This window comes from Geminocystis herdmanii PCC 6308 (genome assembly GCF_000332235.1).
Lineage (GTDB): Bacteria > Cyanobacteriota > Cyanobacteriia > Cyanobacteriales > Cyanobacteriaceae > Geminocystis > Geminocystis herdmanii.
Genome location: NZ_CM001775.1, coordinates 521,792 through 546,261 on the forward strand (window position 1 = coordinate 521,792; position 24,470 = coordinate 546,261).

The window sequence follows — 24,470 nt, forward strand, 5'->3', positions numbered from 1 at the left end:
ATGGAGCTAAGCGGATTCGAACCGCTGACCCCTGCAATGCCATTGCAGTGCTCTACCAACTGAGCTATAACCCCTTAATCGTCCTTTAATATTGTAAAGAATTTCTGGAAAAAAATCAACCTTTTTTGATACGAAAGAGGGTTATTGAACAGCCCTTGAAAAATTAGACAATATTAGATAAACTTGGAAATAATAATTGATTTTTAGGCTTAATGTCCAATTTTTTATCGATAAAATCGGCATCTGATTTATTGGGAGTATCCACAAAGACTTTGCGTAGGTGGGAAAAAGAGGGGAAAATAACCTCTACTCGTACAGAAGGTGGACATAGACGATATGATATTTCTACTTTACTCAAAAATAAATCGGATAATTCCTTAACAATTGGTTATGCCAGAGTTTCTAGTTATGACCAAAAAGATGACTTAAATCGTCAAATAATAGTATTAGAATCTTATTCTTCTAGTCATGGTTGGGATTTTGAAATAATCCAAGATTTAGGCTCAGGTATGAACTATAAAAAGAAAGGATTAATTAGGTTAATTAAATTAATTTGTTCTTATCAAGTTGACCGATTAATTATTACTCATAAAGATAGATTATTACGATTTGGTTCTGATTTAATCTTTTCTTTATGTGAAATATTTGGCACAGAAGTTATAATTATTAACAGAAGTGAAGATTCTAGTTTTGAGGAAGATTTAGCCAAAGATGTACTAGAAATAATTACAGTATTCTCAGCAAGATTATATGGTAGTAGAAGTCATAAAAACAAACAAATCGTAGAACAATTAAAAGAGGTAGCAAAAAATCTTGAGTAAAATAACTTATCAAACCTTAATCAGTCAAGAAGTCGCAGAATTTTGCGATTTAATAGGAGGTTTTTTTGGCAAAATTGAAAGAGATTTATGCAAAGATTTAGAAAAAGGAAAAAACTCAATGATTTAAAGAAGAGTTATCAAATAAAGTATGGGATAAATGCACGTCAATTTAACTCTATTCATATAATCTTAAAAGGTAAAATAGCTAGTCGAAAAGAGTGTTATAAAAGCCAAATAAAACAAACAGAATTAAAGATTAAAGGTTTACAAAAAATCATTGACAGTGAAAAGAAAAAATTAGCTAAATTACCATTATCTTGTGGTAGAAATCAAAAATCAATCAGAAGTAAACTAAGATTTACCATTCATCAAAAACAAAGAAAATTAGCAATATTGAAAGATAGATTAGTTACTTTAAAAAAGAAAAACCATCTATGATATTCGGGGGTAAAAAACTATGGTATGCTCAATTTAATTTAAAGGAGAATGGTTATTCTAGTCACCAAGAATGGTTAAAAGACTGGCAAAAATGTCGTAGTTCACAATTTACTTTAGTGGGTTCAAAAGATGAAAAGAATGGTAATCAAAATTGTCAATTATTAGCTAATGGTACTTTAAAAATAAGAGTACCATCTTGTTATGAGTCCATTTTTGGGAAGTATTATCTAATCGAAAATGTCAAGTTTAGCTATGGACAAAGTGATGTAGAATACGCTTTAAATAATGCACAAGCATTAACTTTTAGATTTGTCAAAAAAGATGAAAAATGGTATATATTTTGTAGTTTTGATTTGCCTGAAACTCCCACTATATCTGATAATAAAAATGGAATGTTAGGGATAGATTTAAACCCAAATATTATCGGTTGGAGTTATGTTGATCATGATGGAAATTTAAAGGCAAAAGGACAAATTAAAATCAATGTTCGAGATAAAAATACTAATCAAACAAAAGCAATTATAGGCGATGCAGTCAAGAAATTAGTAAAATTAGCTTATCAATATGAGTGTCCAATTAGTGTAGAAAATTTAGATTTTGAACGAAAAAAAGCAACAATGAAGGAAGAAGGAGTTAAATATTCTCGAATGTTATCAAACTTTGCTTATAGTTGTTTTTTAGATATGTTAAATAGTTGTGCTTTTAAACATGGAATTGAAGTAATAAAAGTTAATCCTGCCTTTTCAAGTTTAATCGGATTAACAAAATTTATGAGACTTTATGGTTTGTCGAGCGATACAGCAGCCGGGTTGGTATTGGCAAGACGGGCATTAAGAAAAAAAGAGGGTATTCCAACCAGTTACGCCCGATTAGTTCAAGTTGATTCTAGTCGGCACGTCTGGAGTTTTTGGAATGCTCTGTCGAAGAAACTCAAAAGCGTAAAACGTCATAGTTTCTTCAATAGTGTCTCTAACAGAGAAGTAGAGGTCAAGCTATTAGATGAGTTACATAGTGACAGGTTTAATGGCAAGTCGCAAGACACTTTTATTACAAGGCGAGATTCCTTGTCACGAGTCGTTAACAATTCTGTTCGGTTAACGCAAAAATGGTAGATTTGGGGTCATTTTTTCATGATGTCCAAGTTTGTCCAACTTTTTAGGAGCGGTATTTGATTATTAGACTTCTTGGAAAAATTAAATTTTTGATGTCTCTACAATAGTTTGAGACGTAAAATTTTATGTCTCTACTGAAAATATGGTCGATGTCTATTTAAAATAGAGATAAAGACTATTTAGGATGAAATATCATGATAGCAAGAGAACCAACGTCGATCGATCAATTGATGCTAGAATTAATTAATCGTGCTAGAGAAAATCCTCAGTTAGAAGCCGATCGTTTGCTCAATGGGTTGTTAAATGAAGGTGTACCCAGTAATAATCTTATCTCCAATGATCCAAAACAGCCTTTAGCTTTTAATGTTTTCTTAAATCAATCCGCCTATGATCATAGTGAGTGGATGTTAGATAATGATATTTTTAGTCATACTGGGGTAAATAATAGCTCATCTAAGGAGAGAATGACCATCGCAGGTTATGAATTTGTAACTCCTTGGATGAGTGGTGAAAATATTGCATGGAAGGGTACAACTAATTCCCTTGATTTTGAGCAGTTTGCCGTAGATAATTATGATAACTTATTTGTCGATCGAAACTACCCAAATCGAGGGCATCGAGTCACGATTCTCAAGGATGATTTTCAGGAAATTGGCATTGCTTCGGTGGAAGGAGAATTTTCTGTCAATAACATTAATTATAATGCCGTGATGACGACTCAAAATTTTGCGGTGTCTAACTCTAATAAGGAGGGTGCTTTTTTAACGGGGGTTGTTTATGATGATGCCGTTATCGATGATGATTTTTATAGTATTGGTGAGGGTATTGGCAATGTTACGATATTAGCTCAAAATGTGGATACGGGTACTCAATATCAAACTCAAACTTGGGAAACGGGGGGTTATTCTTTATCTCTACCATCAGGGAATTATTCAGTAAATTTTATAGGAGATTTTGGCGAAGATTTTGAAAATAATATCACTTCTCAAATGGTTTCGATCGACACCCGTAATGTTAAATTAGATTTTATTACCGATGATAATTACTTTTATTTGAATGAAAATAATAGCATTATTGAGGAAGAAATTGATCCCGTTGATCCTATAGATGATAATGAGAATAATATCACAGAAGATTCTCTCTTAAATCAACCAATTTATCGTTTTCAAAACAACAATATTAGCGGTACTTATTTATACGCTGGAGAAATAGAAAAAGCTAGTATTGAAACGAATTATCCTAACTTTGAATTGGAAGGATTCGCATTTTATACAAGTTTATCTCCTGATGATAGTTTAATACCAATTTATCGTTTTCACAATCAAAATATTAACGGTAGTTATCTCTATGTAGGGGAAGAAGAAAAAGTTAGTATTGAAGCAAATTATCCGAACTTTGAGTTAGAAGGATTGGCATTTTATGTTTATCCTGTGAGTAGTAGTCAAGGAGATTTAGTCAGTCGTTTTCAAAATAATAATGTATCAGGTACTTATTTATTTACAGGGGAAGAAGAAAAAAATAGCATTTTACAAAACTATCCTAATTTCACCTTAGAAGGGGAGGCTTTTCGAGTTATATATTAGCAATTATAATGGCTAAAGCCATCACTACAAACTTTTTTATAACTGATTATTCAACTTAATTAATGATAACATTATGATCGATCGAGTTATTTTCCATTTAGCCATACCCGTTACTAATATTGCCGAAGCAAAAAAATTTTATGGTGATATATTAGGTTCAAAAATTGGTAGAGAAAATCAAAACGCAGTAATTTTTGATTTTTATGGACATCAATTAGTTGGACATATAACCAAAGAAATTTTAACACCTCCTACTAATATTTATCCTCGTCATTTTGGTTTAATTTTCACTCAAGAATCCGATTGGGATACTTTATTAAATCGCTGTAATCATCACAATTTAGACTTATATCAACAACCTAAATTAAGATTTAAAAATGAATTAACAGAACATAAAACCTTCTTTTTACAAGATACCTTTTATAATATTCTGGAGTTTAAATTTTATCGTCATTATGAGGCTATTTTTGGAGCTAATCATATTATATCCATCGGCGATCGATAATATCACCATTTTCAATAAGTTACAAAAACATAAGAGAAAACATTTAAAATACTCGATAAAATTATAATGATAAGCTAAAATGTATTTAAGCTATAGTAAGTAATTTTATAACTAAATTTTTTGTCTTATTTTCTAAGGCTTCCCAGTTTAATTCACCTCGATCGTCAATTAACATTTTATCAGCTTGTACGGGTTCAATTTGTCCTTGTTGATAAGAAATAAAACAAACTTGAAAACACAAATCCCAAAGATTATATTTTTTGTGATAATTATCTTTTGTGAAAGAGACTAAATAACCCGGAAAAGGCTCAGAAATTTCTTGATAATCAATATTCCATTGCAATAATTCTGATTGTTTACGGATATTATCTATAAGTCGAATATAAATAGGTTGTAATAATAATTGAGCTTTTTCATATTCAACTATATCATCAAATTTAGGTGTCATTATGTCATCCTTAAATTTATCTAAGTTTTCCTTGAGTTAGTCGGTAAATAAACTTAATAATTATAATCAATTTTTGGGTATTTTTAATTTTTAATTTTAATAAATTATAGTTACTTTTAAATTTTTTAATTTCTAAAGCCGTTAATAAAATGGCTAAAGGTATTTCTTTTAGTATTAAAGGTAAGTCATAATTAATTTGCAATAACACTTGATTCAAATTAAATAAATATTTTTTAAATTGGATTAACTTCCATAACAAATATAAATTTAAACCACATAAACTCAAATTAAATAAAATAGTAAACTGCAGAGACATTAAATTTTTTTCTTGACTTATTCAGGATATTTAAACTTAAAAAATAAGATAGTTCCAGCCAAAATCAAAGTAATAAAGTTAGCAATAATTATTGGTAATTCTCCTAATAATAATCCGTAAATTATCCACAGTAAAACCCCTACACAAAAACTTAAAAACATCGATAATGATATATCTTTTGCTGATTTCGATCGCCATGTTTTAATTACTTGGGGTAAAAAAGAAATAGTAGTTAAACTACCAGCCATTAAGCCAATTATTGTTACTAATTCCATATAATTTTACTTTTATTTTATCATTAATTAATGAAGAATCCATTTTTCATTTTATCTCTTTTTAATGATAGAAAGATATTGTTTTTATTATTCATATTCGTACTTTTTAATAATATCTTCAATCATTTGATTACTAATATCTGCTAAATCAGATTTTGAATAAATTGTTGCTAAAATAATTGATGTTTCTGTTTTAACATAATAAATAACTCGATAACCTCCACTTTTACCTTTTTGAATATTACTATTTTTAAGACGAACTTTAAAAACATTATATTTAACACCTGTTATTCGATCGCCTATAATTTCACCTGTTTGTAATCGATCGATTAAGGGTTGAATATCTTTTCTAATTGAATGATAGCGTTTAGCAAGTTCTCGTAAATCCTTTTTAAAGCGTGGTGTCAGTTCAATATAGAATGGAGTATTATTCGACATCAATACCTTCCCACATTTTTTCGAGAGGAATAGTTTGCGCTGTAAATGCTTGATGTAATCCTTCCTCAATGCCTTCTTGAATTATATTGAGAGGAGTATCATAATAATCTAAATCTTCTTCTTCAGACATTAAAACTATAATACGAACTCGTTGAGGTTTATTGATTTTTAAAGTATTATCTAAATTCAATTCTCCTTTTTCGTTAATAGTTGCGGTAGTTTCGATCGCTTTCATAATTAGTTATTCATGTTTGAGAAAATTATATTTTAATTTTAATATTTTTTTTATTATATATAGCAATTCTTATATTTATGAGGTACATAGAGCAGACTCAAACCCATTATTATGAAGAAATAGGTGTACCTTACTATTTAGGGGGGCTGTGATTACTTATCGAGGGGATATTATACGCATTATTTCAGTCCGTAGAGCAAAAAATAAAGAGGTAAAATTGTATGAAAGCTGAAGAATTTGATCATAAATTTGAGCAAGGAGAAGATATAATTCCTTACTTAGATTTAAGCCAAGCTAAACGCCCTTTAAGACATAAAAAACCACACCTAAATATTGAACTTCCCTTGTGGATGATTGAACAATTAAACCAACAGGCACAACAACAGGGCATTAATACTGATACCCTAGTCAAAACTTACTTATTACAACATTTAACATCGATCGAGTAACACAACAATAAACTTTGCTACATTTATCGCATCCCCTACAATAAAAAAGGTGGGCAATGCCCACCCTACAGATTGAAAATTAAGTCGTAGTTAATTAGCCGAGAATTTTCTTAGCAGTCGCTACTACGTTATCAACGGTAAAACCGAATTTCTCCATAACGACGTTACCCGGTGCAGATGCACCATAGGTATTAATACCAATACAAGCGCCTTCGTCACCCACAAAACGCTCCCAACCAAAGGTAACTCCAGCTTCTACGGAAACACGTTTTTTGATGGCTTTAGGTAATACAGATTCTTTGTATTCATCACTTTGTAAGTCGAATAATTCCACACAAGGCATGGAAACCACACGCACTTTTAAGCCTTCGGCTTTGAGTTTTTCCGCCGCATCAATACATAATCCTACTTCGCTACCTGTACCAATTAAGATTAAGTCTAGTTCGTTAGGCGCAAATCCACAGGCCGCTACATAACCGCCTTTGGCTACTGCGTCAATGGATGAACCTGCTAAGTTAGGTAGGTTTTGACGGGTTAACGCCATGAGGGAAGATTTTTTCTTGGTTTCGATCGCAACTTTGTAAGCTCCAGAGGTTTCATTACCATCGGCGGGACGGAATACGAGTAAATCAGGGATTAAACGTAAGGAGGCAACGTGCTCCACGGGTTGGTGAGTGGGTCCATCTTCTCCCAGCGCGATCGAATCATGAGTCATTACCCAGATAACTTGGGCTTCAGAAAGAGCAGAAAGACGGATAGAGTTTCTCATGTAGTCAGAGAAAACTAAGAAGGTTGCACCGTAGGGAATTAAACCAGTGTTATGGAGAGAAATAGCGTTACAAATCGCACCCATAGCGTGTTCTCTTACCCCGAAGTGAACGTTACGATTTTCGTAAGCACCTTTTTGGAAATCCCCAGAAATTTTTAACTGAGTTAGGTTAGAGTGGGTTAAATCCGCCGAACCACCAATTAACTGAGGTAATACTTTAGAAATAGCATTTAAGCAATTTTCCGAATGTTTACGACTTGCTAAAGGTGCATCTTCGGGAGTGTAGGAAGGTAAGCAATCCGCCCAATTTTCAGGAAGTACCCCAGAAGTGATGGTTTCAAATTCTTTAGCTTCCGTAGGATACTTAGTTTTGTAAGTAGCAAGGGTTTGATTCCATTCTGCTTCTAAACTTGCACCCCGTTCGATCGCTTTGTTAAAGTAATCATAGGCTTCTTGAGGTACAACAAAAGGCTCGTAGTTCCAACCTAAGTTTTTACGGGTTGCTTCCACTTCATCACCACCTAAAGCCGCACCATGGACTCCTGCGGTGTTTGCTTTTTTGGGTGAACCATAACCGATGGTTGTGGTAACTTTGATCATGGTAGGTTTATCCGTAACAGATTTAGCTTCAGCAATGGCAGCAGCGATCGCATCTAAATCAGTATTTCCATTTTCTACATGGAGAACGTGCCAACCGTAAGCCTCAAAACGTTTTGATACATCTTCAGTAAAAGCAATATCAGTGCTACCGTCGATCGAAATATGGTTATCATCATATAAAGCAATGAGTTTGCCTAAACCCCAATGCCCAGCTAAAGAAGCAGCTTCCCCAGAAATACCTTCCATGTTGCAACCATCACCCAAAATAACATAGGTGTAATGATCAATTAAAGTCGCATCAGGCTTGTTATATTTTGCTCCTAAATGAGCCTCAGCTAAAGCTAAACCAACACCATTAGCGATACCTTGTCCGAGAGGACCAGTTGTAACTTCAATACCAGCAGTAACGAAGTTTTCGGGGTGTCCGGGGGTTTTAGATTTCCACTGACGGAATTGTTTTAAATCATCAATAGTAACGCTATCATAGCCAAATAAATGTAATAAAGAATATTGAAGCATAGAACCATGACCTGCGGATAACACAAATCTGTCTCTGTTTATCCACTGGGGATTCTTGGGATTGAAACGCATAAATTGATCCCAGAGTACAAAAGACATGGGTGCTGCGCCCATAGGTAAACCGGGGTGTCCAGATTTTGCTTTTTCTACGCCGTCAATGGAAAGGAAACGAATCGCATTGACGCAGAGTTCTTGAATTGATTGGGTTGCAACCACCATAATTAATTTTAAATTTAACTAAATATACATATTTGATCAGTTAGCCTATATCTTCTCATTGTTTAGTATCGATCGCAAGTAAGAAAGTTGAAAAATAAATTTCATCAGGTTTCCCAAATCATTGATGTTTCGATCGAGCTTTTTTTCTGATAAAAATAAAATAAATCACTTTAATTTCATCAATAATCGAGATAGCTTACGTTTTTTGAGGAGGAAAAACCCCCTCTTGACTCAGTTTACAAAATGATTAAACGACAACCAGAATAGCTTGGTAATTCGTCAATCTCACGGTAGAGAATATCAATCCATTCCTCTGGTGTTTGAGGAAAGTCTTTCCATTTCACCAAGAAAACCCAGTATTGCTGGATATTCAAAGCTTCTCGCAGTAAACTACCTTCTTGACTTTTCAAGGAAAAAACGAGGTTTCTGGCATTTTTTTCTTTATCCGATAGGGAAACACCTACACGGATTGATTTACCTTCGTTATTTTCTAAGAGAATAACCGCATCGATACCGAGAATTTCCCAGAGGGTAAAACTATCAGTTAAATCCAATCGCATTTTAACCGCTCGATCGAACTTTTTGGGGTAAAGTTGTTTAATAACTTTCAATAAATGTTCTTCGGTTAAATCTTTTGCATGGAAATTTAACACCCGAAGTTGAGATGCGATCGATCGAAATCTTAAACTTAAACCTAACATAAAAGTAGCCTCCTTATTGTTTTTTTGTTGTTATTAGACACTAGAATCCCTTGGGATTTTAGATGTACTATTAACTGAAGCTACGAACGTAACGCTAACTTGTTAGGTTTAACATGAGATTATTGAATTAACTACAAAAATTTGTTACCTTCACAGTATAACAAACAAGAAATGATTTTGACAACTATTCAAGGGATTGTCTCATAGTTTTTTGGTGAGGATAAAAGTAAGAATTGAGAATTGAGAATTAAAAACTTATCAATTTTTCTTCCTGTCTTCCTGTCCACCTGTCCACCTGTCCACCTGTCTTCCTGTCCACCTCTCTTCCTGTCTTCCTGTCTTCCTGTCTTCCTGTACTATAGCTCACTTACTGCCTAATTCTTGAGAACGTTTATAGGCGGTAGTAACGGCAGAAATTACGGCATGACGAAAACCATTTTTTTCTAATTGAGCAACTCCAGCGATGGTTGTCCCCCCCGGACTTGTAACTTGATCTTTCAAAATAGCAGGATGTAAATTTTTGTGTTTAACTAATTGCGCTGTACCTAAAACTGTTTGAGTAGCCAATTCTAGGGCGATCGATCGAGGTAAACCAGAAGCCACCCCCCCATCCGCTAAAGCCTCAATCATCAAGGCGACAAAAGCAGGACCCGAACCCGATAACCCTGTCACGGCATCCATTAAAGACTCTTGTATTTGAATAACCGAACCGATGCTATGAAAAAGGGATAAGGTTAAATCTAGCTGAAGTGATGTTACTTTTTCGTTAGGAGAAATTGCCGTCATGGCTTCTCCCACGATGGCAGGGGTATTAGGCATCACCCGTACAATGGGGTATTCAGGAAAATGATGGGCTAATTTTTCCAGAGAAACCCCTGCTAAAATAGATAAAACTAAGGGTTTTTCATGGAGATTTAAGTTTAAGCTAGAAACTACATTTTCAAAAATCTGAGGCTTAATAGCTAACAATAATATTTCACAATTATCTAAAATATGTTGATTATCTTCAGTGGTAGTCACAGAATATTGATCATGCCAAAATTGACGACGACTTATCTGAGGATCACTGACAATAATGCTACTTGAGGAATAAATCTTTTCTTTCAGAAGACGGGAAATAATAGCTTCTGCCATTACTCCACCGCCAATAACACCTAATTTAAACACAATCTTTTTAAACAATTATCAATGGACAATGAATTGATTAATTTCCTAATCCCCTAATTCCTTAACACCCTAATCTCCTAACACCTTATTGGGCAATATTGCTAGTCATACCGACTGTATCATCATTCCACAGGGGATCGGAAAATGAGTTACTTATTGTTGTGTTGCTCATTACTGGTTCTCTAACTTGATAGGTACTACCAGACACGGTGCTGACTTTAACATTTCGAGGAGTGAATAAAAAGATGCTTTCGCCGATTCTCTCTTGATGTCCGTCAATGGCGTAAGTGCCACCAGCGACAAAATCTACTGCTCTTTGTGCTTCGTCAGGTTCCATGACATTCAAATTTAAGAGTACACATCTTTGTTCCCGTAAAGTCTGAATAACTTGAGGAATTTCATCGAAAGAATGGGGCTCGATTATTACTACTTCATTCACGGCGTTACTAACTCCTGGCATTCCGATAACGTTATTAGGTAAGACACTTGACATACTATTATCCATATAAGAAGATGAAGGCATTTCCATTTTGAGAGAAGATTTTTCCCGTTGACGACGACGGGAAGAGGGGGAAGATTGTACTGGGGGGGAGGTTTCAGGAGGAGATTCTACGGCGGAATCAACTATGATGTTTTCCTTCGGTAAATCCTCCGTCGCCATAGTTTCCATTTCTTCCTCGTAATATTGATAGTCCTGTTGTCCTCCACCAATAATATCCTTCAATTTGCCTAAAAAATTGCTCACTTGTTTAATTCCTCAATGATTTTAGTATAATAATATAAATTTTATGAATCCATACAAAAATTTACGGATATTTTTCTCTACTTTATAATGTTGTTAACCCAAATAAAACCTGTTTTAACAAAGTAAGAGTAAATAACCATAATAAAAAACATTTTCTAGTTAATGATAAGGCTTGTTCGATCGAATTTTCATCAATTTTTTGCTCTGGTTTGCCTAACAAGGGTTTGAATTTTGTTTCTCCTTTATAGGTATTTTCACCCCCTAACTGCACTTTTAAGATTAAGGCGTAAATCGCTTCACTCCATCCCGAATTAGGGCTAGGGTCTTGAGTAGCATATTCTCTACATTCAGTAATGTATTTAAGGGGGTGTCCTGATATAATTGCTAAAGTTAAGACAGTTAGACGACAAGGCAACCATGTTAAATAATCTTCTAATTTCGCACTAAACCAACCTATATCAGTATAAGGCTCTTTTTTGTATCCAATCATGGAATCTAAGGTACTTGATGCTTTATAGGCGATCGCAAAGGGAACACAACCAATGACAGGAAAAAAAACCCCCATCAAACTATAGAAGAGGGGGGCGGTGACTCCATCAACGGTATTTTCGGCAACGGTTTCTAAAATAGCTCGTAAAATATCTTCTTTTGATAAGTTATCCGTATCTCTACCGACATAAAAACTTAAACGATAACGGGCTTGGGATAAATCATCTTGTTGGAGATATAACAATACATCTTCGGCGGCATGACGAAGACTTCTACCTGCGAAACAACTGGCTAACAAGACAACTTGAAGGATGACTCCACCATAATAATTAAAGCGACTAACGAGATCAATCAGCAACCAAGTTATGCCACCGCTACCAATAATCAATGCTAAACTGAGGATAATTCCAGCTATTTTACGCCCTAATTTACTCGAAATTCGATCGATCACAAAATCATGGTAGCGTTGAATAATCCATCCCATAACCTGTACAGGATGAATCCATGTCGAGGGATCACCGATGAGATAATCTAAAATAGATGCTAACCAAATAATATCCAATGGGAATTGAGAATTGAGAATTGAGAATTGAGAATTGAGAATTGAGAATTGAGAATTGAGAATTAATAAATTCTAACCCTCTCCCTGTCCACTTGTCCACCTGTCCACCTTTCTCTCATTGAATCTTACCAAGTTCTGATAGTAGAATTATTGTTAGTATTGTTCATACTAAAACTAGAGTTTAACGTCAGATCGAAATCTCGTTGAGGGTTGATAGAAATTAATTCTTGAGTGCGATCGCCACCTAAGATTAATCCACCTAATGCACCAATACTAGCACCCCCTAAAAGTTCTAAAGGCGTAATGCGTTTGTCTCCTGTGATTCCTGTAATAATTGCGGCTGCACCCGTACCTGCTAAAGCACCTTGCCAAATAGCATCGGTGTTTTTTCCTGCGGAAACGGTTTCGGTGGTAGTTATCACTCTGGAGGAGACATTAATGGGGGATTCACTACCATTATTGAGAATCAAAGTATTACCAACAAATCTTGAGCCGTTACCATCGGGGATAATTTCACCAACAATTTGACTTCCAGAGGGGATGATAATTTGATTATTATTATTTCTAACATTAGTTGTTACAGTTAAAACTAAAGCCATGGTTTCTTGTCGGGTAACTAGAATTTTATTGGCTTCTGGGTAAGTTGCGGGAATAATTGTGCCGATATTTAAACTGGTTATTTGCCCTGAATTTTGAACAGAAGAATTGGGAGTATTATTAGAAGGATAAGGGGTATAAGGACGATATGATCCGTTATTTTGTTTGGTATGGTTTAAGGATAATGGAACTTTTGAAGAATTAGAACGAAATTCTTGATTAGGTTTAGCGGAAACTTGAAAGGGGATTAAACTAACGGCTGTGGTGGTTAAAGCTAGAGTTAAACTTAATAATTTTTGATTGTTTTTAATAGTTGTCGATTTCATAATAATTTCTCTTTTAAATATTTTTTATAGGTTAGTTTTTTTGACGGGATGATTAATAATTTGTTCCTTAAATGTTAGGATATTATTTATGACAATCTCGATCGCATATTTTAACGGCAGTAGTTTCACTCAAGCCTTCATTAATATACTTTTTGATGCAGTTAGCAAATTCATCTCTAGGGTTATCTCTAGGAATTGAATTATTTGAGCGACAAAGTTTAACACTGTCTTCATTACTAAGACGGCGAGAGGCTTCCGTTACACAAGAGGCGGTATCTTGATTAGAATTTCGACAAACTTCAACCACTTGTGAATTCATCAGACGGCGAGAGGTTTCCGTTACACAGGATGCTGTATATTGATTCGCTTTTCTGCAAACTTCTACGACTTCTGAATTCATGAGACGACGGGAGGCTTCTGTGACACAGGATGCTGTATATTGATTAGCATTTTGACAAATTTCTAATGCTTGTGAATTCATGAGACGACGAGAGGCTTCTCTGACGCAACTACTTTTAATATCTTCTGCATAACTTGGTAAGGTAATAAAAGGTTGAATACTCAGAGAAAAAATAATAGTTGAGACAATTTTTAGATTCATTTTTTTATGTTTAAATTAAAGTTTTATCATGTTTTATTTGAGTAAATTTATTCTCTTTCCTGCGTTTGATTGGGAGTTCGATCGAGCAAACCATAGGTTTCTCTGATAAGATATAGTGGTCTTCCTTTGACTTCTTCATAAATTCTAGCAATATATTCCCCAATAACTCCTAAGGTTATTAATTGAATACCGCCTAAGAATAATATCGTCACAATAGTGGAAGCGTAACCGGGTAAATCAATCCCAAAAATGAGAGTTTTTAATAATAAAAATAAACCATAAAAAATAGAAATTAAAGAGATAATTAAGCCAAAATAACTCCAAACTTTGAGGGGAATTGAACTAAAAGAAGTGATACCATCTAAGGCAAAATTCCACAATTTCCAATAGTTAAAACTACTTTTTCCTCCATGTCTTGGTAGTCTTTCAAAATATATCGCAGTTTGTCGATAACCTACCCATGAAAATAAGCCTTTCATAAAGCGATTTTTTTCGGGTAATTGTCTTAATGCTTTAACTACTTTTTCATCTAATAAACGATAATCTCCCGTATTTGCAGGAATAGGAATAGTACTAATTTTGCCGATAAAACTATAGAAATAATCGGCAGTTTTTTTCTTTAACCATGATTCTCCTTGACGAGATTTTCTCACGGCGTAAACCATATCAAAACCTTCTCGCCATTTTTCTAATAACTCAATAATTAATTCTGGTGGGTCTTGTAAATCGGCATCGATGGGAATTACGGCTTTTCCTGTGGTATAATCTAATCCTGCACTCATGGCAATTTCTTTGCCAAAATTACGAGATAAATTAATAATTTTAATGCGGTTATCTCGATCGTGATAATCAATCAAAAGTTTTAAAGTGTCATCTTTACTTCCATCATTTATACAAACTATTTCATAATCTAAATTAAGAGGATTTAACACGGATTGTAAACGAGAAAAAAGTATTTCTAAATTTTCTGCTTCGTTATAACAAGGTATTAATAAAGATAATTCTGGTTGATTTTTTTTCACCATTAATTGATAGTTAATATTAAACGTTTTTGATAGTTTTAAATTTTCTTAGTAAAGAGAACTTTTTAGATAAATTTTAAACCTTAATGATAATTTTCCCTTGTCGTAGAGTTTGCCAATTTTCTCCTGTCCATTTTATCACAGTGGAGGCTACTCCAGAATTTTCATTTTTGCTATTATCGTAGTCTAAAACATGAACGGAGGGAAATTTTTGGGCGATGGCTGACATATCCCTTAAGGCTTCCTCTCCAGATAAATTGGCGCTGGTGGTTGCCATTCCTCCTGTGTGACGGAGAATTTCTTGCGCGATCGAACAATTAGGAACTCGAACCCCTATACTGTTAGGATTAAGGGGATTCATTTTTGCAGGTATAAGAGAGGATGCAGGTAACACCATGGTTAAACCACCGGGGAGATATTCATGGGCTATTTTTTGCCAAATGATTAATTCTTCGGGTGTGCCTTTAACATATTGCCAGATTTCATCGACACTGCTAACCATTAATATCAAGGGTTTTTCATAACTTCTTTGTTTCAATTCAAAGATTAATTCGCTATGACTGGGTTTTACTGCTAAGGCAGGTAAGGTATCAGTAGGAAAACTAACTACTTGATTTTCGATCGCTTTTTGGATTAAAACAGAAATAGAAACCATAAGAGAATGGAGAATGGAGAATGGAGAATGGAGAATGAATAATTAACAATATTTATCTTATCGATTATCCACTATAAACTATCAACTATTCACTATCAACTATTCACTATCAACTATTCACTTAAAAAATGCGTATAGTTTTTTTTGGTACACCAGATTTTGCGATTAACAGTTTACAATCATTACTCAATCACAGTGATTATGAAGTCATCGCTGTTGTTACCCAACCTGATAAAAGACGGGGTAGGGGTAATCAGATGATAGCTTCTCCAGTGAAAGAGTTGGCGTTAAAGTATAATTTACCAGTATGGCAACCTGTTCGCATCAAAAAAGATAAGGATACGATCGAATTATTGCATAAAAGTCACGCTGATGTTTTTGTGGTGGTTGCCTATGGACAAATTTTATCGAAAAAAATCCTTAATATGCCCAAATTAGGGTGTATCAATGTTCATGGTTCAATTTTACCTGAATATCGAGGGGCGGCACCGATTCAGTGGAGTATTTATGACGGGAAACCCGAAACGGGTATAACTACTATGCTGATGGATGAAGGTATGGACACGGGTGATATGCTATTAAAAGCCTATAGTTCGATCGAACTATTCACCAATGTAGAAGAATTATCCCTTAAATTAGCACAACAAGGCGCAGATTTATTAATAGAAACCCTGACAAAATTAGAAGCTAAAGAAATTCAACCTATTCCTCAAAATAATGATTTAGCGACTTATGCGCGTTTGATTGAAAAAGCAGATTATCAGATTAATTGGCATCAATCAGCTTTACAAATTCATAACCAAATTAGGGCATTTTATCCCCATTGTATCACCACATTTCGATCGCAAATTTTAAAAATAACTCAAAGTATTCCCTTAACAGAAATTGATAGATTAAATTTACCTTCAAACCTCAGTAAATTATCCCCATTTTTACAGGATATAGATAACCTTTCGGGAGAAATTGGAGAGATAGTTAAAACCATTAAAAATTTTGGTTTTATCGTACAAACTGGAGCAGGTTTATTATTAATATTAGAAGTGCAATTAGCAGGGAAAAAACTGCAATCAGCATGGAATTTTATTAACGGTAGTCATCTAAAAATAGGTGAAAAACTTAGCTAATTTTTGGGGTAAAGTTCGATCGTCAAAGACGGTGCTGCGCGATCGAATCTGAAATCATAGATAATCCTGAAACCCGTAAATATACAGATTATGCGATCGCATAAATTATTATCAATAAACATGACCATTAGGCATCGATCGAATTTACCTGAGTGAACTATAAAAATAGATGAGGACTGACTTGGAAGACAGGCAGACAGGCAGACAGGAAGATTGTATTTCTGGTGAATGAATAAAATTCTCTCAAAAGTACATCAAATATTAAGAATTTTTCTCCCATTCGACTTGTCCACTTGTCCACCTGTCTAGTTTTCATCATTTTCTTTATGGTTCACTGAGGTGAATTTGGGCTAGAAGCCCGAAATACGGTGCAAAAATCATAATTATTGGCAAAAGAACAATTAATTAGGGTTTGCTGAAAAAGTTTTTTTATTAAGCCTAGGTGTTAAGTTTTAGGCTACATAATGATAAATCAAGGTGTTGAGCCAAATTAAAGAAGTTGGGTTTCGTTGCCTCAACCCAACCTACCTTAGCTTTAACCTGCACCGAAGGCAATGCCTTCATTAACAAAACTAGGGAAGTTTTGCGTAATACTTGCCGTTTCTTCTGGTCCTGCAAATAAGTATGTACCGGGTAAGTTAAGATTCTGGAAACGATTATAAGTCGTACCTTGTCCACTTCCGGGGGCATGAACATAAAATGCAACGCCTTCTTCCACAAAATTACGGAAATTCTGACGAATAACGATACTTTCGGCTTCCCCTGCGAATAAATATGTGCCGGGTACGGAACTATTTTGGAAACGATTTAAGGCAATTAAACCATCTCCTCCAGAGTTGGCAACATTAAAAGCAAATCCTTCCTCCACAAAGTTAGGATAATTAGCTTTAACACTACGTCTTTCTTCTTCTCCTACAAATAAATATGTACCGGGTACAGAACGATTTTGAAAACGATAAATGGGAACATTAAAAGTAGGGGGAGGAAGCACTCCTTCAAAAGCACCAATATCTACTGTGCCATCAATAATACGGGAAAAACTTGCACCCCGTTGATCAAAGGTAGCAAATTCATCGGTAATACCATTATTGTTTAAGTCGAGGGTATCGGGAGGAATTAAACTATTATTTCCTGCATTAATCGCAGGGCTACCTTGATATAAGGCATGGGTTTTGGTTAAACCGCCATAGTTACCTAAAGGGGCAAGACGAATATTATTATTGACAATATCTGTACCCGTACCAATCGTACCACTAGCTCCCCTTAGATCACCGATGAGATTGTTGTTATCTCCATTAATATTACCTGAAACATCAGGATGAATATCAAGATTACTAGGGCTAAGATCTCTGTTTCCTGCAACGATCGTATTTCTTAGGCTAATATTAACACCGCTACGGAAAATTCCTCCTCCATTTCCAGAGCCTGAACTGTTAGCATCAGCGACATTATTAGTGATCGTACTATTAGTAATAATTGTCTCCGTAGAGCTAATGTATAAGCCACCAGCATCCCGATTGCTAGTGTTACCGCTAATGGTAGAGTTTTCAATCAAAACATTTCCATTAAGCCTAAGACCACCACCACCTTCACCAAAAGAGTTCGCAATAACTCGATTATTGCTGATAGTGGAATTAATAATATTAACCGTACTTAGTGCAAATACCCCCCCACCATCAAAGGTTGCAGTATTACCATCGATCGTGGAGGAAAAAACATTGAGAGTTCCATTGTTATTAACACGAACCCCACCTCCAGAAGATTCTGCATAACCGCCGGTAACAGTGACATTTTCCAGGGTGAGAGTAGCATCGTTAAGAACATCAAATACTCGATCTCTTTGACTCAATCCCCTAGCATCAATAGTCGCTGGAGTTTGCCCTGTCCCTTGAGTCCTAACGGTAATATTACCTCGAATATCTAAATCTCCTGTGAGAGCTGAATCTTCATGACTACCATTTTGGGTGAGGGTATAAGTCTGCCCGGGTTGTAAAACAATTACATATTCTACGGCAGGATTGTTATTGGCAAAGATAACCGCATCCCTGAGAGATAAACCATTTTCGGCTGTGCCGTCATTTTGATCAAAGGTAGTGGTGACATTGAGGTTAAAGGTAGCGTTTTCGACATCGATTAATTGCCCGTCAACGGAGACAAAACCCGAATCATCTTTGTTTTGTAAAGTTGTCAGCAATTCTGGAGAAATATCTTCACCTCTAGCTAAGAGAGAAAAAATTGCACCTTCATCTCCGGGGGTATCCACGAGATTGATTTGGGCATCGATAAAGTGTCCATATTCTTCTAACAAGACGTTGCGGATTTTTTTTGGGAATTCAGATTCAACGAGACTAGAAGAAAGATAGATGGTGTTATTCAATGCACTATAAGCACCTTGAGCACCATTAATTTCCGTAGGGGATAAAATTTCGATGGTTGGTAAATTACTGAAATCACCGTTACGCCATGAGGAGAAGATATTATTAGCTATGGCAACGTTATAGTTATCTCCAAAGGCGATGGATAAATTTGTTTCGAGACTTGGATTAAGGGAGGCTTCGAGCAGGAGGGCTTCGGCTTGGGTGAGCGCTTGAGATAGTTGGTTCATGGGGAAAAAATAAATATGTCTGATTTGACTTCTACATACATAAATTTAACACCTTTTCGATCGATCTGACTACTTTTTGGAGTAAAGGTCACGAAATTGTAACAATTGCCCTCACCCCCAGCCCCTCTCCCAAAGGGCGAGGGGAGTTCGATATTTCGATCGATGGGGGAGAGTTCGATCGATTGGGGAGAGTTCGATCGAATCTGACTATAACTAAAATTAAATTATCATCAGGATCGGAAGAATAATTAACATGGGCGATTTCTTCTACAACGATGGCAAAATCATACAAACCACGAATCATTGTCTGCACTTCATCTTTTCTTAAAAAGCGTTGAAGTTTAGGGTATTGAACCACCCTCTCAAATTCCCTAATCTGATAAGTTGAAGTAATCAGACTATAAAGTTTATACTGCCACCATGCTTGATAAAGGATATGGGGTTGTGCTTTTTTGCTGATTAAAGCGGAGATCAGAATATTTGTATCAAGAACGATTCTGTACACGAGTCTCCTTTATGGCTTCATCAATTACACTCATTATTTCTTCTTGAGAATACTCAGCATTTCTTTCCTTAACATTGTTGACAGTTTCTTGAAAGATATAACGTTTTACTGCTTCTTCCACTAAATTAGATAATCCTCCTTTTTTTGCTCCAATAGCACCTAGATAAGCTCTAACAGTTCGATCGGTCTGTTCTGAAATAACTAATGACCAACGAGTCATAATTAACTCCTATGATGATAAACGTATAAACATTATAAAATATTTTGGGAAAAAGTATTTTTTGTTAAGTTAGGGGATACTTTTGGCGTTTGTGTTAGCATAATCAATATAACTAAACTGCTGGTAACTTAAAATTATGGTTTATTTATCAACACCCTTAGAGTTAGAGTTACAACTAAATGATGAGCAATTTTTTGAACTTTGTCACAAGCATAAAGATTTAAGATTTGAACGCAATGCACAGGGAGATTTAATTATTATGCCACCCACGGGAGGATTAACAGGTAATCGTAATGCAGATTTAACCTATCAATTAATTGCTTGGAATCGACAAAAAAAATTAGGTAAAGTGTTTGATTCCTCTACTGGTTTTAAATTACCAAATGGTGCAAATCGATCTCCCGATGCTTCTTTTCTTACTTTAGAAAAATGGCATAATTTAACTCCTTCTCAGCAGGAAAAATTTTTACCTTTAGCACCTGATTTTGTCATTGAACTCAAGTCACCTTCTGATAAACTAACTGATACTCAAAAGAAAATGGAAGAATATATCGATAATGGAGTTAAATTAGGATGGTTAATTAATCCTGAGCAAAAAGAAGTAGAAATATATCGTCAAGGGCAAGAAAAAGATGTTTTAAATAATCCGAAAATTATATCAGGAGAGGATATTCTACCCGATTTTACTTTATATTTAACCGAGATTTTTTAGATCGATCGTACCGCTACACTTTCAATAAAGTTTAATGATAATTTAATTGGAGAGGTCTATAAAATGTAATAATATGGGTTGTTACATAATTTGGAAAAATTGACATTCTTTAGAAAACCTTATAATTTGACAAAAATCATCAAAAAAAGGACATCATAGTAATAGGTGTCACGGTAGAAAATCTTAATTAATGTTTATCCCTAGTCTATCTCTGGTTAGTAGAATTATTCCTCATCAAATGTTTACTAAAATTGTCAGTCTTTGGCAAGAATTAGCAATTAATAATCGTGTTGAGGGAATATATCTTAGTGAAGATAATTTAATTAACTTAGAAATAGAGAATCTCAGTCAAGAAAAACAGTCTTTTCATAGTTTTCAATTATTTTTAGCGGATAATATCCAAGCATTATTATTAGTTGAAAAAAAAATCAACGATTTATACTATCAAATTACTATTACTTTTGACTGTCAAGAAATTGTAGATTTTATAGAACTTATTAACCCTAGAATTGATTCAGAAAATCTTACTCAAATTAACTCAATTTTATCTTACTCCACCAATAAAGATAATCCTGATCAACATTTTATCTTTACTTTGATGAAAATATTAACTGAACCGTTGATGTTTCAAGATAATTATTTGAATGATTATTCTCAACATCAAGCTATTGAAGTTATTTTAAGAAATCGCATTGAGCAAGAAAGAATTTTACATCAAGTAACCCAACAAATTCAACAAGATTTAGATTTGTTAGTGATTGTAAAAATGACGATCGAACAGGTACAATCATTATTGCAAATCGATCGACTTTTAATCTATCAATTAAGAGTACCAATAAAAGACAAATCATCGGAAGAAATAACCTATATTGATACCGTCACCTATGAAGCTAAAGCCTCTAGTGTGATTCCTTCCGTCTTAAATTTTCAAGAAGAAAGTTGCTTTAATAATATCAAAGATTCAGAGAAAAAATATCTTGAGGGTTTTTATTTAGCGATAGAAGACGTTAATTATAGTAATCTGAATCCTTGTTTAAAAGAATCAATGCGAAAATTAGGGGTGAAAGCAAAAATTGCCATGCCCATTATTGTTAAAAATAAATTATGGGGAATATTAATTGCCCATCAATGTTTTAGTGTGAGAAAATGGAAAAGTAATGAAATTAATTTCTTAAAAAGTATTACAGAATATTTAGCCGTTGCTATTTATCAATATAACTCTTATCATACCCTAGAAGAACAAAAAAAATTACTAGAAAAACAAGTAGCTAAAAAAGCAAAACAATTGCAAGATGCTTTACTTGTCGCCCAAATTGCTAACCAATCAAAAACAGAATTTTTAGGCAGTATTAGTCATGAATTAAGAACTCCTTTAACTTGTGTTATTGGATTATCTGGTACTTTGTTACATTGGTCAAAAGATGTCAAAAATAATCTATCATTAGAACAACAAATAAGATACTTAAAAATTATTCAAGATAGTGGTAGAAATTTATTACAATTAATCAATAATATCTTAGATTTTGCTGATATTGAAGCGGGAAAATCTCTCTTATATATGGAAGATATATCTTTAGAAAATTTAAGCAAAATGGTATATTTATCCGCCTTAGAAATTTCTCAAAATCAAGGAATTAAAATTAAATTAGATTATCATATAACTAAAGATTTAGATTTATTTTATTGCGATGGAGAAAGGCTATACCAAATACTTTTAAATTTAGTCGATAATGCCATCAAATTTACTCCCTTTGGAGGAGAAGTTACCATTACAATGAGACGAAATAAAACTCAAGCTATCTTTCAAATAGAAGATACTGGTATCGGTATTAATAAAGAACAAATACCCTTATTATTTACTAAGTTTCAACAACTAGAAAATTATCGTACTCGCACTCATTCAGGTACGGGATTAGGATTAGCTTTAACGAAACATTTAGTAGAATTACATGGAGGAATTATTGAGGTAAAGTCTATTATTGATAAGGGTTCAATTTTTACGGTTTCTTTACCAAATTCGTCTCCTACTTTTAGTATAAAATCTAAGATTAATGAAGAAGAAATTAAAGAAGTTTCTGGTTTAAAGATTAACAAAACTATTGTTATTATCTGCGAAGATGATGAAATAGGAACTTTTTTATGTCAATTATTAACGGCGGCTGATTATCAAATTATTTGGTTAGTAGATGTTTATGAGGCTATTCATCGTATTCGATTAATTAACCCTTCGATCGTAATTTTAGAGCAAAATAAAGAGGCATCTTTAGATATTTGTAAAACGATGAAATCTGAAAGTAAAGATAATTTATATCTAATGGTAATCAAAGATGAAATAAGTGGTAGCGAATGGGAAAATTTATCTAATTTTGGAGTGGACGAATATTTATTAACACCATTACAACCAAAAATTTTACTGCGAAAAATAGCTAAAATCATCAATACTTAGGAGTATCGTCAATTCTTAAGTATTAATGATTATATTTTTTTAGCTACACAACTCTAATAAATAAAGCCCTCAAATTCTAATTCTTCAATCATCTGTAAACCACGAGGATCACCTAATTTTAGTAACGCCATTTTAGCATCTTCTTTGACTCCTAAGTCCTCATCTTCTACTAAGGCTTCAATCAGGGCATCAATGGCAGTAGCATAAACAACATTGTATGGTAATTCTCGGCACAATTTGCCGATCGTCCAGGCGGAGTTACTACGAACTGCGGCAATTTTATCTTTTCTTAAAGCTCGGATGACAAGGGGAATAGCGGTAATAGTATCTTCATAATTTAATTTAGCTATATTTGCAATACTGCTTACAGCCCACAAACGAACTGCACCTATCTCATTTTTCAGAGCTTTGAGTAGAGGTTGAAAGGCACGTCGATCGGCACTATTACCCAAAGACCATACAACACCTTTACGCACATAACCATTAAAATCATTATTGAGAGTATGAATTAAAGGTTCAACGGCACTAGGGCTAGTATTACGTCCCAAACCATAGGCGGCACTTACCCTAATTAAAGGGCAATGATTTGACAATTGCTCAATTAGAATCGGGATAGCACGGGCATCAGTAATTTCACAAAAAGCCTGTAGAGCTTCAATTAGTTCCTGTTTGTTCTCACTTTGAAGCAACTTTAACATTACTTCAGGATCAGGAGCAGGAGTGGTCTCCTCCTCAATCAGATCTAAAGGATCAAGGGAAGAATCAAAATCAATGGCGGTTTGACTTAAACTTGGATCATTCATATAAAATAATGATACATGAACATTGAACAATTAGGAATGAGAAATTTATTCACATCGTTTGCTAAGTATAATTCCTAATGCTTCCTGTCTTCCAAGTCATTTCTCTATTTTTATGATTCACTCAGGTAGAGTTGGTGGGTAAGCCCTCTAAATACCTTTATGGATTCTTCCTTCCTTTATAGATTCCGATAACATAACCGATGACACCAGCACCAAGTGCCGCTTGAGTTGCGAACAAAAGGCTTTCAATTTCACCACTAGCAGGTTCAAAAAAAGGTTCAAACCAAGGCTCGTAATTAGGTTGTATTTCTGTAATTAATTCCTCTGCTTGTCCATCTGCACCCTCAAAATCGCCTTTAACAAAGATTAAGGGTAAAACTGTGAGCATAGTTACGAATAAAATTAGCCACCAATTTCCTTGTTTCTCTTTTTTAGTAGATGCGGTTATTTCTTTACTTGTCAT

General features: G+C 34.3%; 28 protein-coding genes and 1 tRNA gene. 9 read left to right on the plus strand and 20 right to left on the minus strand.

Going from position 1 to position 24,470, the window contains the following annotated elements:
• Window position 1: 1 nt before the first annotated feature.
• A tRNA-Ala gene (locus SYN6308_RS02545) sits at window positions 2-74 on the minus strand.
• Between the two features lie 138 nt (window positions 75-212).
• Between SYN6308_RS02545 and SYN6308_RS02550 the strand changes: the two genes are divergently transcribed.
• The 5 genes from SYN6308_RS02550 to SYN6308_RS02570 all read left to right on the plus strand — a co-directional run bounded on the left by SYN6308_RS02550 (window position 213) and on the right by SYN6308_RS02570 (window position 4,459).
• On the plus strand, window positions 213-821 hold the full coding sequence (locus SYN6308_RS02550; RefSeq protein WP_017292865.1) for an IS607 family transposase: 609 nt from the start codon (window positions 213-215) through the stop codon (window positions 819-821).
• 87 nt (window positions 822-908) lie between these two features.
• Window positions 909-1,259 (plus strand): hypothetical protein, encoded by a 351-nt coding sequence (locus SYN6308_RS25400; protein WP_026102121.1) that lies wholly within the window; start codon window positions 909-911, stop codon window positions 1,257-1,259.
• On the plus strand, window positions 1,256-2,371 hold the full coding sequence (locus SYN6308_RS21580; protein WP_052312584.1) for an IS200/IS605 family accessory protein TnpB-related protein: 1,116 nt from the start codon (window positions 1,256-1,258) through the stop codon (window positions 2,369-2,371). The genes SYN6308_RS25400 and SYN6308_RS21580 overlap by 4 nt, the downstream gene beginning before the upstream one ends.
• 194 nt (window positions 2,372-2,565) lie before the next feature.
• Window positions 2,566-3,954 (plus strand): CAP domain-containing protein, encoded by a 1,389-nt coding sequence (locus tag SYN6308_RS02565; protein ID WP_026101878.1) that lies wholly within the window; start codon window positions 2,566-2,568, stop codon window positions 3,952-3,954.
• Window positions 3,955-4,027: 73 nt separating this feature from the next.
• Complete coding sequence (locus SYN6308_RS02570; protein ID WP_017292868.1) at window positions 4,028-4,459, plus strand: VOC family protein; 432 nt, start codon at window positions 4,028-4,030, stop codon at window positions 4,457-4,459.
• A gap of 85 nt (window positions 4,460-4,544) precedes the next feature.
• Here SYN6308_RS02570 and SYN6308_RS02575 read toward each other — a convergent pair whose 3' ends face one another.
• From SYN6308_RS02575 to SYN6308_RS02595, 5 genes are all read right to left on the minus strand, one after another.
• Window positions 4,545-4,907: a hypothetical protein gene (locus SYN6308_RS02575; RefSeq protein ID WP_017292869.1), complete on the minus strand. Its 363-nt coding sequence runs from the start codon at window positions 4,905-4,907 to the stop codon at window positions 4,545-4,547.
• 16 nt (window positions 4,908-4,923) lie between these two features.
• Entirely contained in the window at window positions 4,924-5,223 is a 300-nt protein-coding gene (locus SYN6308_RS02580; protein WP_017292870.1) for a hypothetical protein, read from the minus strand.
• Between the two features lie 17 nt (window positions 5,224-5,240).
• The gene (locus SYN6308_RS02585; protein WP_017292871.1) at window positions 5,241-5,498 is read right to left on the minus strand and encodes a SemiSWEET transporter; all 258 of its coding nucleotides are present in this window, start codon (window positions 5,496-5,498) and stop codon (window positions 5,241-5,243) included.
• 87 nt (window positions 5,499-5,585) lie between these two features.
• On the minus strand, window positions 5,586-5,936 hold the full coding sequence (locus SYN6308_RS02590; protein WP_017292872.1) for a type II toxin-antitoxin system RelE/ParE family toxin: 351 nt from the start codon (window positions 5,934-5,936) through the stop codon (window positions 5,586-5,588).
• Window positions 5,926-6,171 carry a type II toxin-antitoxin system RelN family antitoxin gene (locus tag SYN6308_RS02595; protein WP_017292873.1) on the minus strand — a complete coding sequence of 82 codons (246 nt, stop codon included), beginning with the start codon at window positions 6,169-6,171 and terminating at the stop codon, window positions 5,926-5,928. The genes SYN6308_RS02590 and SYN6308_RS02595 overlap by 11 nt, the downstream gene beginning before the upstream one ends.
• Window positions 6,172-6,392: 221 nt before the next feature.
• Between SYN6308_RS02595 and brnA the strand changes: the two genes are divergently transcribed.
• Window positions 6,393-6,620: a type II toxin-antitoxin system BrnA family antitoxin gene (gene brnA / locus SYN6308_RS02600; RefSeq protein ID WP_017292874.1), complete on the plus strand. Its 228-nt coding sequence runs from the start codon at window positions 6,393-6,395 to the stop codon at window positions 6,618-6,620.
• Window positions 6,621-6,714: 94 nt separating this feature from the next.
• Here the strand turns inward: brnA and tkt are convergent, their stop codons facing one another.
• The 9 genes from tkt to SYN6308_RS02645 all read right to left on the minus strand — a co-directional run bounded on the left by tkt (window position 6,715) and on the right by SYN6308_RS02645 (window position 15,592).
• Window positions 6,715-8,727 carry a transketolase gene (gene tkt / locus SYN6308_RS02605; RefSeq protein ID WP_017292875.1) on the minus strand — a complete coding sequence of 671 codons (2,013 nt, stop codon included), beginning with the start codon at window positions 8,725-8,727 and terminating at the stop codon, window positions 6,715-6,717.
• 236 nt (window positions 8,728-8,963) lie between these two features.
• Window positions 8,964-9,428, minus strand: coding sequence for a hypothetical protein (locus tag SYN6308_RS02610; RefSeq protein ID WP_017292876.1), 465 nt, complete (start codon window positions 9,426-9,428; stop codon window positions 8,964-8,966).
• A gap of 363 nt (window positions 9,429-9,791) precedes the next feature.
• Entirely contained in the window at window positions 9,792-10,598 is an 807-nt protein-coding gene (proC, locus tag SYN6308_RS02615; protein ID WP_071591003.1) for a pyrroline-5-carboxylate reductase, read from the minus strand.
• A gap of 82 nt (window positions 10,599-10,680) precedes the next feature.
• Complete coding sequence (locus tag SYN6308_RS02620; protein WP_017292878.1) at window positions 10,681-11,340, minus strand: cell division protein SepF; 660 nt, start codon at window positions 11,338-11,340, stop codon at window positions 10,681-10,683.
• 82 nt (window positions 11,341-11,422) lie between these two features.
• Window positions 11,423-12,391, minus strand: a complete 969-nt coding sequence (cbiB, locus tag SYN6308_RS02625; protein ID WP_017292879.1) for an adenosylcobinamide-phosphate synthase CbiB — start codon at window positions 12,389-12,391, stop codon at window positions 11,423-11,425.
• Window positions 12,392-12,516: 125 nt separating this feature from the next.
• Window positions 12,517-13,314, minus strand: coding sequence for a hypothetical protein (locus SYN6308_RS21585; RefSeq protein WP_017292880.1), 798 nt, complete (start codon window positions 13,312-13,314; stop codon window positions 12,517-12,519).
• 82 nt (window positions 13,315-13,396) lie between these two features.
• Window positions 13,397-13,915: a hypothetical protein gene (locus SYN6308_RS02635; protein WP_017292881.1), complete on the minus strand. Its 519-nt coding sequence runs from the start codon at window positions 13,913-13,915 to the stop codon at window positions 13,397-13,399.
• Between the two features lie 47 nt (window positions 13,916-13,962).
• Window positions 13,963-14,940, minus strand: a complete 978-nt coding sequence (locus tag SYN6308_RS02640) for a glycosyltransferase family 2 protein (protein ID WP_017292882.1) — start codon at window positions 14,938-14,940, stop codon at window positions 13,963-13,965.
• A gap of 73 nt (window positions 14,941-15,013) precedes the next feature.
• Window positions 15,014-15,592, minus strand: a complete 579-nt coding sequence (locus SYN6308_RS02645) for an L-threonylcarbamoyladenylate synthase (RefSeq protein ID WP_017292883.1) — start codon at window positions 15,590-15,592, stop codon at window positions 15,014-15,016.
• Between the two features lie 128 nt (window positions 15,593-15,720).
• On the opposite strand from SYN6308_RS02645, the gene fmt reads away from it, so the two are divergent.
• The gene (gene fmt, locus SYN6308_RS02650; RefSeq protein WP_017292884.1) at window positions 15,721-16,716 is read left to right on the plus strand and encodes a methionyl-tRNA formyltransferase; all 996 of its coding nucleotides are present in this window, start codon (window positions 15,721-15,723) and stop codon (window positions 16,714-16,716) included.
• 535 nt (window positions 16,717-17,251) lie between these two features.
• On the opposite strand, the gene SYN6308_RS25095 is transcribed toward fmt, so the two are convergent.
• The 3 genes from SYN6308_RS25095 to SYN6308_RS02665 all read right to left on the minus strand — a co-directional run bounded on the left by SYN6308_RS25095 (window position 17,252) and on the right by SYN6308_RS02665 (window position 20,046).
• Window positions 17,252-19,321 (minus strand): choice-of-anchor Q domain-containing protein, encoded by a 2,070-nt coding sequence (locus tag SYN6308_RS25095; protein ID WP_017292885.1) that lies wholly within the window; start codon window positions 19,319-19,321, stop codon window positions 17,252-17,254.
• Between the two features lie 88 nt (window positions 19,322-19,409).
• Window positions 19,410-19,826 (minus strand): putative toxin-antitoxin system toxin component, PIN family, encoded by a 417-nt coding sequence (locus SYN6308_RS21595; protein ID WP_017292886.1) that lies wholly within the window; start codon window positions 19,824-19,826, stop codon window positions 19,410-19,412.
• Complete coding sequence (locus SYN6308_RS02665; protein ID WP_017292887.1) at window positions 19,807-20,046, minus strand: ribbon-helix-helix domain-containing protein; 240 nt, start codon at window positions 20,044-20,046, stop codon at window positions 19,807-19,809. The genes SYN6308_RS21595 and SYN6308_RS02665 overlap by 20 nt, the downstream gene beginning before the upstream one ends.
• A gap of 136 nt (window positions 20,047-20,182) precedes the next feature.
• Between SYN6308_RS02665 and SYN6308_RS02670 the strand changes: the two genes are divergently transcribed.
• Both SYN6308_RS02670 and SYN6308_RS02675 read left to right on the plus strand, forming a co-directional pair.
• Window positions 20,183-20,758 carry a Uma2 family endonuclease gene (locus SYN6308_RS02670; RefSeq protein ID WP_017292888.1) on the plus strand — a complete coding sequence of 192 codons (576 nt, stop codon included), beginning with the start codon at window positions 20,183-20,185 and terminating at the stop codon, window positions 20,756-20,758.
• 238 nt (window positions 20,759-20,996) lie between these two features.
• Window positions 20,997-23,204, plus strand: coding sequence for an ATP-binding protein (locus SYN6308_RS02675; RefSeq protein WP_237741248.1), 2,208 nt, complete (start codon window positions 20,997-20,999; stop codon window positions 23,202-23,204).
• A 53-nt stretch (window positions 23,205-23,257) separates the two neighbouring features.
• Here SYN6308_RS02675 and SYN6308_RS02680 read toward each other — a convergent pair whose 3' ends face one another.
• Complete coding sequence (locus SYN6308_RS02680) at window positions 23,258-24,007, minus strand: HEAT repeat domain-containing protein (RefSeq protein WP_017292890.1); 750 nt, start codon at window positions 24,005-24,007, stop codon at window positions 23,258-23,260.
• Window positions 24,008-24,164: 157 nt separating this feature from the next.
• Window positions 24,165-24,470 (minus strand): energy-coupling factor ABC transporter substrate-binding protein, encoded by a 306-nt coding sequence (locus tag SYN6308_RS02685; RefSeq protein WP_017292891.1) that lies wholly within the window; start codon window positions 24,468-24,470, stop codon window positions 24,165-24,167.